The sequence below is a fragment of the Cupriavidus necator A5-1 genome, from assembly GCF_000744095.1.
GTDB classification, from domain to species: domain Bacteria; phylum Pseudomonadota; class Gammaproteobacteria; order Burkholderiales; family Burkholderiaceae; genus Cupriavidus; species Cupriavidus necator_A.
Genome location: NZ_JQLI01000001.1, coordinates 3044684 through 3056724, shown reverse-complemented (window position 1 = coordinate 3056724; position 12041 = coordinate 3044684). Strand labels below are relative to the sequence as shown.

The window sequence follows — 12041 nt, the reverse complement described above, 5'->3', positions numbered from 1 at the left end:
CGCCGGCCTGATTTCATAACACCGCGTCAGTTCCGGAGATTGATATCCGGATGGCGCCGGTGCCAGTCGGTGGCTTGCTGGAAGGCCATGCCGGCACGGCACAACAGCGCTTCCTCGCCATGGCGTGCCACGAGCTGGAATGCGATCGGCATGCCGCTCCCGGTGAATCCGCATGGCAATGTCATCGCCGGATGCCCGGTCGAGTTGAATGGCGCCGTGAACTGGATCAGTCGGCTATTCAGCTCGGGATCTTGTGCCAGCGCGCCAAGTTGCTCATGTGTCGGTGCGGCGAACGGCTGCACGGGGACGACCAGCAGATCAATGTCCTGCATCAGCTTGTTGACCTTGCCACGCAAGGCGGCACGGTTCAGCAGCGCTTCCTGGTAGCGCATCGCGCTGGTATTGCGGCCAATCTCGATCAGCCTGGTCAGCGCTGGCCCATATTGCGCCGAAAGGCGTGGGAAAGTGCCCGCATGCGCAACCGCGACTTCGACGCCGCAGTTGATTTCCCATTCGTCGACGACGGTGCGAACCTCGGGAAAGCGAATGTCCCGGATCTGCCCGTTAAGTCCCCTGAGTACGTCGATGACCCGGCCGATGGCCTGGCTGATGACGTCATCCGTGCCCTCGCTGTTCCATTGCCAATCGACACCGATCCGGAGATCGCGCAGGTCCTGCCCCTCGGTGGGCAATGCCAGGTCGGCTTGCGGGAGCGAAGTCGGATCGCGCGGATCGTGGCCGGCAATGGCCCCGAGCATCAGCGCGGCGTCGGCGGCGCTGCGGGCGATCGGACCCACGTGGTCAAGGCTCGCGCCCAGTTCGAAGACACCGTAGCGGCTGACCCGACCCCACGTCGGCTTGATGCCGGTCAGCCCGTTGGCCGCCGCCGGGAAGCGGATTGAGCCGCCGGTATCCGTCCCGATCGATGCGTAGCAAAGTCCTGCGGCCGTGGCCACGCCGGAGCCGCTGGAGGACGCACCAGCCCAATGGTTCGGGTGCCAGGGATTGACGGGCTCCAGTACGCTTGGGTGATGGGTGGCGAAGGCGCCTTCGGTGAGCTGCAGCTTCCCGAGCACGACAGCTCCCGCCGCCTTCAGTTTGCTGACGACGGTGGAATCTTCCGACGGGACAAAATCCTTGTGGATCGTGGTGCCGGCGGCGGTGGGGGAACCGGCAAGCCAGCAGAGGTCCTTGACTGCCACCGGGACACCGTGCAACGGCCCCAGCGGCCCGTCATGCATCAGCGCACGTTCGGCTTCGCGCGCCTGTGCCAGTGCTTGTTCAGGCAGGACCAGGGCGTAGCCATGCAGCGCCGGATCGAGGCTGGAAATTCTGTCGAGGATGGCTTCGGTGACTTCTACTGGCGAGATCTCGCGCGTGCGGATCCTGCGTGCGAGTTCCGCGGCTTCCCAGTAGTGCAGGTCTGTATTCGGCATGAGCAATTGGTCCGAGAGTTCTGTCAAGTGAGGATGGGCGTCCTGCCTTCACCGCCCGATGCGACGAAGGGATGCCCGCTCCTTCAGCGAAGGCCGAGTTCCGTGCGTGTGCGCGTGAGCGTGTCGATCACGGCGTACATGATCTTCCGCGCGCAAGGCAGCAGGTCAGGGACATAGGTCGCACCCATGCCGCCCAGCCCCTCGGCCACGCTTTCAGGTGAACCCTCGGCCGGCCATGGCCAGCCGATGCGTGCGGTCGGAATGCCGAAGCGGCGCAACGCGGCACCGTCGGTCTGTCCGCCAAGCAGGTCGGGAACGCCGTGCGGGCGCTCTTCGACATGCTCCCATCCGCGCCTGGCCGACTGAATGATCCAGTTGGATGGCGGTGTGCTGCCGCCGGGAACGGAACCGTACATCTCCCAGTCGAGATCAAGCTCCGGGCGCCGGGCGCGCAGATCCGCGACGAATTGCGCAACCTGGGCCTTGACGTCAGCCGGACTGGTGCGCGGATTGATGCGGACGTCGAAAAAGATCTCGGTGACCGCCGAAGGAAACGCCGGCCGCTCCGGCCAGCCGGCGCGCACGCCCGCGATCCAGCCGTGTGGCTTGACGACGCCGGAAGTATTTCGTTCCGCGTAATCGACCAGCCACTGCTCCAGTTCCAGGATGACATGCGCCGCGGGGACCACCGAGCTGCGGAAGCCCGGCGTGCCGCGCGGTACGCCCGTATAGCCCAGCGTCCCGTTGACCCGCAGCCTGAACCAGCCCATCCCTGGCTCTTCGTGGTAGACCCAGTTCCACGGCTTCATGATGACGGCAAAGTCAGGCGCGACACCACGCGACAGCAGATGCGTGACGCCCCCTGACATGCCGGCGTTGTCGCGCTCGGGGACATTGACAGGCATGCCGCCGTCCGCCATCGCCAGGATCAGGTCGCCCACGAGCGGCACGTCGGCCTCGACCAGCGCCGTCGCCACCTCGGTCAAGGTTGCCGCCATGGCTTTCGGATTGGAGGAGCCGAGGCCATAGACCCAGTCTCCCACCATCCTGGCGGTGGGACGCAGGTCGACGTGATCCGTGACGCCTGCCCATGGCCGGTCACTGGCATCGCCTTCAAGATGCGTGTCGATCGGTGCGTACAGCATCAGCGCCGCGCCGCCGCCGCTGCCGCGCTTCTCCCCGACGACGTTGCCGGTGCGAGCGTTCATCGGGCGGTATTCAGATTTCAGGCCCGCCTTGGACATGTAGTCCGCCATGAACTGGCTCACGTCGCGGACAGCGCCGGTCGGGCTGTGGATGTCCGTCAGGTCGAACAGAAGCTGCTGCAGGCGCCTGGCATCGATCCGGGCACAGGCCTTTTCATACCAGCCTTGCTGCTCTGGCGAAAAGGGTAGGGTAATGGTTGGCTCCACGAATGCTGTCTCCTGGGGATTTCTGGGGGGATGCGCAGCTAGTTCGATGGTGCGAACTGCTCGGCGTAGATGTTCTCCGGACGGACCCCGATCTGGGCGAGCCGACGGGTGGCTGCGTCGATCATTGCCGGGGGGCCGCACAGATAGGCGACGGTGTCGGCGTGGGCGGCATCGTCGTCACGAATGGCATCGACCGGGTTCCCGCTCAGCAGGTCTCCCGTCGCGTCCCGGGCCACCGAAATCCGCGCCGAGAGATTGGGCAGCCACTGCTCGCGCAGCGCGATGTCATCCAGGCAGAACAGCGTATCGGGCGTTGCGCAGCCAAAGCTGAGCAGCACGGGTGGCTTGCGCCCCGACGTGTTCCGGATGGCGTCGATCATGGAAAGGATCGGCGCCAGGCCCGTCCCGCCCGCCACCATGATGTGAGGCGCGCGCACCTTCTCCCGCAGGAAAAAGCTGCCATACGGGCCCTCGAGCTCCAGCACGTCGTCGCGGGCGGCGCGTTGCTCGAGATAGCCTGACATGACGCCGTCATGCAGCAGGCGGATCAGCAGTTCGATCTTCGGCAGGTCGGCAGCCGTGCTGGCAGGCGAATAGCTGCGGACGATGTCGGTGCCGGGAACACGGACCTGGATAAACTGGCCCGGCTTGAAGTCAAAGGCCTCGCCGTCGGCGAGTTCGAGCGTGAGACGCACGACATTGGGCGCCAGCTTTTCGACGCTGTCGACAAAGGCGTTGACTTTGACGGCGCGCCCGGCCCCCGCATCGCTCTCATAGTTCAGGTCGAAGGTGCAGTCGGTGTCGGGCTCGGTCAGGCACAACAGGCGCTCGCCCGCATCGTATTCGCTGCGCAGCAGCGTCGAACCGGCGCCGGCGCGCATGCCTGCCTGGCCTTCGGCCAGCCGCGCGGTGCAGCTCGAACAACTGCCGGAGCGGCACTGGTGGATCAGCGGCACGCCGGCGGCGAGAGCGGCGTCAAGCACGCTCTCGCCGTGCGGCACGGCAACCGATCTGGTGGTTCCGTCGCGAAAGCGAAACGCGACGTTCTTGACAGTAGACATTCGGATCCCTCGGTTGCCGCGTTGATTACTCGTCTGCTTCGATCTTTTCGACGAAGTAGGCCGTGGCCTGCTTGCCTTCCGAAGCTTTCTTCAGCCGCAGGCTCGACGCCTTGACGGCACCATCCACACCGCGGCCGGGCTTGGCGATGCCCCGGTTCCACCGCGATGCCAGCTTGCGCCAGGTGATCGGCGAGATATCCGTTGCCACCAGCTGCTCGTTGTCCCAGCCCGTGCCATCCGCGTAGAAGTCTTGCATCGCCTCTCGCGCATACAGGTCGCAATCGTTGAAGCCGTGCAGGCACAGGGGCTTGTACAGATAGTCGAAGCGGTACTTGTAGTCCTTGCGCTCTTTCTCGGTGTTGCAGACTTTGACGAGGACTTCCCAGTATTCGTAGGTGTCGTCGGTGACGGGCACATACCACTCATACTGGACCACATGCTCTTCCGGCCAGTTTTCCACCATGAGAACGCCGGGCAGGACGACGGACGTGCGATACGGACGCGCGCTCAGGTTCTCCACCTTGAGACCGACCCGCTCGTTCTCGAGGATCGGCTTCCACTTCTCGGTAAACAGCCACTGCACCATCCCCTTCGGGCCGTTCTCCTCTTCGACCACGCTAATGCAGTCGTCAGCGGTCGGGACGATACCGAGCGGCAGCACCCAGTCCTTCGCATGGATGATGGCGTTGTCCTTGTGGACCAGGATGTGCGCATTGTCGAAGCCGTTCTCACAGGCAATGCGCCAGTTGGCATAGCCGGTACGGTGCATGCCGTGGGCGACGACGTTCTCGTCGAGCAGGCTCGGCGAAGACGGCCACAGCGGGTGCGGGAATTTCTCGCTGTTCTCGGGGAAGCGGAACGGCAGGTCGTGCGACAGCGGAGGCACGTCTTCGTCCGGGTAGTCGTCCTCGCGCACGAAGACGAAGATCATGCCGGCGACTTCCTGCACCGGGTAGGTGGTCAGGCCAGTCGTGCCGATCAGCTTGTCATCGGGGTTGCCCGCGATGGTCGCCAGGTTGCCGCTCTCGAGATCGAAGGTGAAGCCGTGATACCAGCAGCTGATGGTGTCCTTGGTCAGGCACATCGGCTTGGCGGACAGCCGGACGCCCCGGTGAACGCACTGGTCCTTCAGGGCAAAGATCTTGCCGTCCACGCGGCGCAGCACGATCGGAATGCCGCAGATCTGGATGCCCTCCACGCCGTCTTCCGGCAGCTCATTGCTGAACAGGGCCGGATACCAGTGGTTGATAAAGCCCCAGGCCGCGTCCTTGTACGGCTGGTACTGACTCTGCACTTTGGCGTCATTGACGCGCGCATTACTGATCTCGTTGTTCTTTGCCTCGCTGCTGCGCCGGCGGATGACGGGTTTGTCGCTCATCTTGAGGTCTCCTCGTGTGGGTGGGTGTCTGCCATGGCTGATTGCCACGGTGCGATCGAAGATTACGAAATCATAGATTGACTGTCAATCGAAGTTATATCAAACTTCTACGAACAATGGATCGATAGTGGATCGTTGTATCGGCGTAGGTGATGTCAGGGCGACACGCAGGAGGGGATCTGCACTGACGATGGCCATTGGAGACCGTGCGCATGCCCTTGCGACCCTTGAGGCTCGCGCCGGCAATCAAAGCAAAATACGGGGAGACATGAAATGAGGATGGCGAAGGCGATTGCCGCCTGCGGCCTGGGCTTGGCGGGCGCGGCGCATGCGCAAAGCAGCGTACAGGCCTATGGAATTATTAATTCCGGTGTGATGTATGTATCCAACCAGGGCGGCCATAGCACTGTGGTGGCCGACCCCGGAACGCAGGCGCCAAACCTGTTCGGCTTCCGCGGCACGGAAGACCTGGGCGGTGGCCTGCATGCGGTGTTCAAGCTGGAAGGCCAGTTTTCACTGAAGAACGGCCAGTCCATCGGGAACCTGTTCGGCCACGAAAGCTATGTCGGGATTCGTGACGACAAGCTCGGGACGCTCACGTTCGGCAACCAGATGGATTACATGTTCTATTCGCTGGCGCTCGATCACTGGGGCACGGCATTTCCGTTTGTGAGCTGCATCAGCTTGCGGCAAGGGCCATTTTCAGGCCTGGGGGTGCCCAATACGCCCGGGGGCTCGTTCGATTTTGACCGGGTCGCGGGCCTTGCCATTCCGAACTCCGTCAAGTACCAGAGTCCGTCGCTCGGCGGCCTCTCGTTCGGCGCGCAATACAGCTTCGGCGAGCAAGCTGGCTCTTTTGGCAAGGGCAGCGGCCAGAGCGCCGGTGTGAATTACCACCTTGGCGACCTGAGGCTGAATGCCGCCTACACCTATGTCAAATACCCCGAGCTGAATGGCGGCAACGACGGCATCCGGAACCTTGGCGCTGGCGCGTCCTATGCCATCGGCCCCGCCGTGGCCGCCCTGATGTACACGAATACGCAAAACACGGCGACGGGTGCGCGCGTCGCCGTTTATGAGGGCGACGTGACCTGGGCATTTTCGCCCGCCTGGCATCTGAACGCCGCCTACCAGTTCATGCAGGGCAATGACACGCTGAACAAGCAGAAAGCCATGCAGGGAACGCTGACGCTGCTCTATTCGTTCTCGAAGCGTACCAGCATCTACGCCGATCTGGTCTACCAGAAAGCCTTTGGCGGACAAGCCTGGATCAGCCTCGCACCCGGCCCTTCGTCCGGAGGGACGCAGGTCGCGGCAAACCTCGGAATCTTGCACGCGTTCTGAAGGAAATTTTTTTGGCAGTAACAGTTTAAAATCAATTGATGATCAACGTAAGAGTCATCAAAGATCACAGGAGACAATGACATGAGCGACCGCGCAACCGACAACACCATGCAGGCAGCACGCGTCCACGAGCCCGCTGGCCGGTTCCGGCTGGACACGATCCACCGTCCGCCATTGCTTCGCCAGACCGACGTGCTGATCGACGTCAAGGCCGCGGGCGTGGTTCCGAACCTTCGGAACGTGATGAGCAACTACGGCGAGCGCGCTTACCTGACGGTGCCGGACCTGCCTGCCATCTACGGCCTGGACACCGCCGGCGTGGTGGCCGAAGTGGGCAGCCAGGTGACTGGCATCGTCCCCGGCGACCGCGTCTATCTCAATCCCGGGCGCTCCTGCGGCTCCTGCCATGCATGCCGCACTGGCGAGCCGATCAACTGCACGGCCTATACCTTCCAGGGCTATTTCGGCTTCGGACCGGAGTCGAAGCGGATCTACCAGCAATACCCGTATGGCGGCTTCAGTGAGTTTGCCACCGCGCCGGCCGACGGGCTGGTGAAGCTGCCCGAAGCGGTCACCTTCGAGCAGGCCGCGCGCTTCGGGTACCTGGGCACGGCGTATTCGGGCCTGCGCAAGGCGGGCGTCGGGGCAGGGCGGACGGTACTGATCAGCGGCGCTACCGGCACGCTCGGGCTCGGCGCCGTGCAGATCGCGCGGGCCATGGGTGCAACCAGGATCCTGTGCGTGGCGCGGAACCTCGACTTGCTGGAACGCGTCCGCGCGCTCGATCCGCAGCGGATCCGCATTCTTTCCCACGGCGCGCGGTCGCTGGCCGACTGGGTTCGCGCCGAGACGGACGGCATCGGCGCGGACGCCTTTGTCGATGCCATCGGCCCAGGTGCTTCTTCACAAATCACGCTGGACTGCATTGCGGCACTCAGGCGCGGCGGCCGCATGGTGGAGATCGGCGCGATGTCGGACCCGATGCCCGTCAACCTCCATCAACTGATGTGTGCGCAGATCAGCCTGATTGGGTCGCTCTGGTTCTCCGTGGCGGAAGGCCAAGAACTCGCCGCCATGGCGGCGGCGGGCACGCTCGACCTCGGCATCTTCGAACACCAGCGGTTTGGCCTGCACCAGGTCAATGAAGCCCTCGCTACGGCAGAAAAGCGCGCCGGCGGGTTCGTCAACGTGGTTGTCGTCCAGTAACCGGCAGCCGGTCAAGGAGAAAGCAATGGTAAGACGCATCGTAACCGGTGAGCGGGACGGCCGTTCCGTGATTGTTTCGGATGGCCCGGTGGCCACCACCCATGACTATGCCGCCGTCCCCGGCTTCCGCACGACGCTGACGTGGGCCACGCAAGCCGTTCCGTCTCTGCCGCATGACGGCGCCGATCCGGCCGTGACGGTCACGTCCGTGACGCCTGACCCGCACGGGACGCGCCTGATCGTCGTCCAGTTTCCGCCCGACTCCGTCATGGCGTCGGACCAGTTCGATCCTGTGGCAGCAGGCGAGGAATATGCCCGCCACCTGCCCGGCCTTGCCGAAGCCTTCGAGCCCGATGGCTCCGGCATGCACAAGACACTGTCGGTCGACTACGACATCATCGTATCGGGGGAACTGTGGCTGGAAGTGGATGGCGGGGAAGTCCGTCACCTCAAGGCGGGCGACATCGTCATCCAGAACGGGACGCGGCACGCGTGGCGCAACCGCGGCGAGCAGCCCGCCATCATGGTGGCGGTGCTTATCGGCGCCAACAGATAAAGGCTGAGGCAACTCGCGTTGTGATCGGTGGCGGCGTCAATGCCACCGATCCACAGCAGCGGCATATCGGCGCCGGTGGCGAGCTTGCGAGGAGAGGATGCAATGAAAGAAAGACCGGATATCGGCACGCCGCCCGCCGCGGATGCGTGCGTGGCGCTTGCGTGGTCGGATGCCATGCTGCTGGGCCATGGGCCGATCGATGCGGCGCATCAGGAGTTTGTTGAGGTGGTGAACACATTGGCTGACTGCTCGCCGGACACGGCGGCCGTGTGCCTGCAGGACCTAGAGGCCCATATCCATTCACATTTCGCGATCGAGAAGGCGTGGATGGAGAAGACGGACTTCCCGGCCGCCGAGTGCCATATCGACGAGCATGAGCGCGTCATTGACGCCGTGCAGAAAGTCAACGCGAAACTGTGCCTCGGGGAACTCGGGCTGGCCGACGTCAGGCGGCTGGCGCAGGCATTGGCGGACTGGTTTCCTGCGCATGCCGCCTACATGGATTCCGCGCTGTCTGCCTGGATCAACAAGAAGACGTACGGCGGTGCGCCGGTGGTGCTTCGCCGCGACATGCGTGCAGCCTAGCGTCACAGCGAGGTGGGAGCATGAACATGCCGAGGCCGCGCCGTGGCACGGCTACTGTCGAAGGGAAGACGGTTGATGCATCACTCGGAGGAAATGGAATCATCCCGAATATGCAGACGTATGACCGAACCGCAGCCCGGCTCGCTGTCGATATCCAGTTGTGCATCGATCAGCCGGGCGCGCTCGGCCATGCCCTGGAGACCGTACGAGTGGCCTGCCCGCGCGGCAACGATGTCGAAGCCCTGTCCGTTGTCGCTGACGGTCAACTCGATACCCGCTTCGGTGTTGGCCAGCGTGACATCCACACGCGATGCGTTGGCATGGCGGGCAATATTGGTCAGCGATTCCTGCACGATACGAAAAATCGCCGTCGCGCGCGGGTCCGGCAGACTCGGTTCGGGACCCTTGGCGTCGAAGTGGCAGGGGATCTGGGTATGACGGCTGAAATCCGCAGTGAGCCATTCCAGTGCGGAGGCGAGGCCATAATTCAGTGCCGTCGGTCGAAGGTGGCTGGCCACGTTGCGCACGATCTGTATGGTTTTCTCGACCAGGTCGCGCATCTCATCGGCCTTGTGCATCGCAGCCGAACCGGCCGGCAGTTGCATTCTCAGTAACGACACGTCCATTTTTAACGCAGTCAGCAGCTGGCCAAGCTCATCGTGAATTTCCATTGCGATGTGCTTTCTGTCTTCCTCTCTGATCGCTTCCTGGTGGGCGGACAGTTGCTGTAGCCGTTCGCGCGATGCCAGCAGTTCGAGCTCGGTCCGTTTGCGCTCGCTGACTTCCACTTCGAGCTGATCGCGCTGGAGCCTCAGGCTCTCCACGGCGTGCTTGCGAGCGGTCACATCGGTCAGCAAGCCTTCAAGAAGGCGCAAGCTGCCATCGTCTTCGGTCAGGCCACGCGCATTCAGTTGAACCCAGATGGGAGTGCCGTCAAGGCGACTTAATTGCAGTTCGAGCCCGAGGATTTCACCCTTCGCGCGCAGGATCTCAAACAAAGCCTCAGCCTGCGTCGGAGAAAACGGTCTTTTGCCCGGATCGTTCTCCGCTGTCGCAATCAGGTCGATCGCGCTGCCATATCCAAGCAGTTGCGCCATCGCAGGATTGGCCTCGCTCAGCTGCCCCTTCTGATCGAGCAGGAAAATGCCCTCAACCGCATTCTCAACGATGCCGCGATATTTCCTTTCACTGTCGCGCAGGCGCAGCGTCGATTCGCGCAGGCGCTCAGCCATGACATTGACGCGCATGGCGAGCCGGCCCAGCTCATCGCCGGATTCCACGGGGCAGGTAGCATAAAGGTCCCCCCCGGCGATCCGATCGACCATTTCTTCAAGGCGATTGATCGGGCTGCGCACCATCCGTTTCAGCAGCAGGAAGGTCGCGGCATAGAGCACAGCAACGACGGCCGTCATGATGGCGAGAATGGCCCGACGGGCGCCGCTGATTGCCTGTTGAGTTACTGCCTTCGTCAGGACGACGCGGATCTCACCAATCTTTTCCCTCGGCGCGTTGCCAGGCGGGCCGTATTCAATCGGTCTGATACGCACCACGGCATCACCAGGGTTCAACTCGCGTTTCACAGTGGACACCGTTCCGTAGCCCACGGCCGTAACGGTGAATTCGGCGACCTCGGGATTCGGTGCAAGCGCGGCAAGCTGGCTCTCGATAGCGCCCAGATCGATATTCCACAAGGGCAGAGCCAGTGAGCGGCTGTACAAGTCAGCGATTCTGGTGGCGCGCTCCCCCAGTTCGACAAGTCGGCGGTTCCGCTCATGTTCGACCAGGATATATGCGGAGGTGCCGGCGACGGTCGCGACCAGCACGACGAGCGCGAGCATCAGCTTGGTGTGCAGACTGAGCGAGCCCAGAGCAAGCCGTGGCGACAGATGCATCACGAGACTTTGGTCGTGGTTGTCAAGAGATGTTCCAGATTGAAATCGTAGGCGCCGGGACTTGGGTGCAGGTGCTTTGAGTAACGCCCGAAATCTAGAGTCGCACCGGGCCTGAAAACGACATCGGCGAAGCGGGCGGCGTTCTCACGGTGAATGATGCGCAGAAAGTCGAGCTTCAGGCGAGCGCCTCCGGACGTGGCAAAGTCCTTGCCCTTATGGTAGTCATGCAGCAGTACCATGGCCCAGGCACCGATAAAATAGTCTCCCGCTACGACGGCCGCCATGCTTCCGTCAGCCACACTCGCAAGCGTCTCCCGTAATGCGCCCACGCCTCCCACCAGAACGCGGGCGTTGCGTGCCTTGACAGCATCCATTGCGCCCAGCGCCATGACGTCGTTCGCGGCCCAGATCACATTGGTTTCGGGGTACCGGGCGAGCAGCACGCGAGCCTTCTGATTGCTATCGGCGTAGCTCCAGTCGCTAAAGACCAACTGACGGATGCGCGCATTTGGGATCTGAGCCAGGAACGCAGCGACGCCAGCGGCTCGCTCCAGCGAGACAGGCGTATTGGGGTCTCCCGTAATGCCAATCACCTGCGCCTCGCGCTGGCCAAGCCGTTGATAAAGATATTGCATCAAGCGGTAGGCGCCGCGCTCGGCATTTGCTGTCAGCGTGCCGATCCAATTCGGCAATTGTTCTCGTTCATTTCCGATCTGGCGGCGCTGGTCGGGCGTGAGGTCGTTGTGGATGACCAACACCTTTGCCGGCGATCGTGCCAGCGTCTTAAGCATCTGCTGCGCGGCCATCTTCTCGTTGACCATCACCACGTAGTCTGGCGGGTCGCTACGTTGAGCGATTTCCTCGGCCTGGCGTTGCATGAGCAAATGATCACGCTCCGCGTAAAGAACCTCTAGCCGCATATCGAACGTCGTTGCGGCCATGTGCATGAATTTAGAGACCAGTTGCCAATGCTGCCCCGTGCCGCGCAGGACTGCCTCGCCAGGGTTAAGGAACACCACGCGGGGAGATTGCCTTGATGCAAACGTGGATCCCATCATGCCCATCAGGCCGGCATACACGCACGCGCGTAGGGCTTCTCTGCGATTCATATGGCAACTCACTCAGTTTCCCCCGTCGGGCGCTGGTGCACTTCGTGAATGGGTGGATTTTG

10 protein-coding genes are annotated in these 12041 nt (G+C 62.9%); 4 read left to right on the top strand and 6 right to left on the bottom strand.

From position 1 onward, the window contains the following. Positions 1–26 precede the first annotated feature (26 nt). From K307_RS13550 to K307_RS13535, 4 genes are all read right to left on the bottom strand, one after another. Positions 27–1436: an amidase gene (locus K307_RS13550; protein WP_042878860.1), complete on the bottom strand. Its 1410-nt coding sequence runs from the start codon at positions 1434–1436 to the stop codon at positions 27–29. 83 nt (positions 1437–1519) lie between these two features. Beyond that, positions 1520–2848 (bottom strand): M20 family metallopeptidase, encoded by a 1329-nt coding sequence (locus K307_RS13545; protein WP_042878858.1) that lies wholly within the window; start codon positions 2846–2848, stop codon positions 1520–1522. A gap of 38 nt (positions 2849–2886) precedes the next feature. Next, positions 2887–3909, bottom strand: coding sequence for an FAD-binding oxidoreductase (locus K307_RS13540; RefSeq protein ID WP_042878857.1), 1023 nt, complete (start codon positions 3907–3909; stop codon positions 2887–2889). A 25-nt stretch (positions 3910–3934) separates the two neighbouring features. Beyond that, a complete protein-coding gene (locus K307_RS13535) occupies positions 3935–5287 on the bottom strand; it encodes a Rieske 2Fe-2S domain-containing protein (protein ID WP_042878855.1) in 1353 nt (450 codons plus the stop codon). 279 nt (positions 5288–5566) lie between these two features. Between K307_RS13535 and K307_RS13530 the strand changes: the two genes are divergently transcribed. The 4 genes from K307_RS13530 to K307_RS13515 all read left to right on the top strand — a co-directional run bounded on the left by K307_RS13530 (position 5567) and on the right by K307_RS13515 (position 8978). Beyond that, positions 5567–6631 (top strand): porin, encoded by a 1065-nt coding sequence (locus K307_RS13530; protein ID WP_042878853.1) that lies wholly within the window; start codon positions 5567–5569, stop codon positions 6629–6631. 81 nt (positions 6632–6712) lie between these two features. After that, the gene (locus K307_RS13525; protein ID WP_230625656.1) at positions 6713–7837 is read left to right on the top strand and encodes an alcohol dehydrogenase catalytic domain-containing protein; all 1125 of its coding nucleotides are present in this window, start codon (positions 6713–6715) and stop codon (positions 7835–7837) included. Between the two features lie 25 nt (positions 7838–7862). Then, the gene (locus tag K307_RS13520) at positions 7863–8393 is read left to right on the top strand and encodes a cupin domain-containing protein (protein WP_042878851.1); all 531 of its coding nucleotides are present in this window, start codon (positions 7863–7865) and stop codon (positions 8391–8393) included. Positions 8394–8495: 102 nt separating this feature from the next. Further along, on the top strand, positions 8496–8978 hold the full coding sequence (locus K307_RS13515; RefSeq protein ID WP_051974865.1) for a bacteriohemerythrin: 483 nt from the start codon (positions 8496–8498) through the stop codon (positions 8976–8978). An 80-nt stretch (positions 8979–9058) separates the two neighbouring features. Here K307_RS13515 and K307_RS13510 read toward each other — a convergent pair whose 3' ends face one another. Both K307_RS13510 and K307_RS13505 read right to left on the bottom strand, forming a co-directional pair. Further along, a complete protein-coding gene (locus tag K307_RS13510; RefSeq protein WP_042878849.1) occupies positions 9059–10870 on the bottom strand; it encodes a PAS domain S-box protein in 1812 nt (603 codons plus the stop codon). Beyond that, positions 10870–11979 carry an ABC transporter substrate-binding protein gene (locus K307_RS13505; RefSeq protein ID WP_042878847.1) on the bottom strand — a complete coding sequence of 370 codons (1110 nt, stop codon included), beginning with the start codon at positions 11977–11979 and terminating at the stop codon, positions 10870–10872. Before K307_RS13505 ends, K307_RS13510 begins: the two co-directional genes overlap by 1 nt. Between the last annotated feature and the right edge of the window lie 62 nt (positions 11980–12041).

Bases quoted from the DNA above. Each gene is read 5' to 3' on its own strand.
- K307_RS13535 (WP_042878855.1), bottom strand. From the start codon at position 5,287: ATGAGCGACAAACCCGTCATCCGCCGGCGCAGCAGCGAGGCAAAGAAC.
- K307_RS13520 (WP_042878851.1), top strand. From the start codon at position 7,863: ATGGTAAGACGCATCGTAACCGGTGAGCGGGACGGCCGTTCCGTGATT.
- K307_RS13530 (WP_042878853.1), top strand. From the start codon at position 5,567: ATGGCGAAGGCGATTGCCGCCTGCGGCCTGGGCTTGGCGGGCGCGGCG.
- K307_RS13510 (WP_042878849.1), bottom strand. From the start codon at position 10,870: ATGCATCTGTCGCCACGGCTTGCTCTGGGCTCGCTCAGTCTGCACACC.
- K307_RS13550 (WP_042878860.1), bottom strand. From the start codon at position 1,436: ATGCCGAATACAGACCTGCACTACTGGGAAGCCGCGGAACTCGCACGC.
- K307_RS13540 (WP_042878857.1), bottom strand. From the start codon at position 3,909: ATGTCTACTGTCAAGAACGTCGCGTTTCGCTTTCGCGACGGAACCACC.
- K307_RS13525 (WP_230625656.1), top strand. From the start codon at position 6,713: ATGAGCGACCGCGCAACCGACAACACCATGCAGGCAGCACGCGTCCAC.
- K307_RS13505 (WP_042878847.1), bottom strand. From the start codon at position 11,979: ATGAATCGCAGAGAAGCCCTACGCGCGTGCGTGTATGCCGGCCTGATG.
- K307_RS13515 (WP_051974865.1), top strand. From the start codon at position 8,496: ATGAAAGAAAGACCGGATATCGGCACGCCGCCCGCCGCGGATGCGTGC.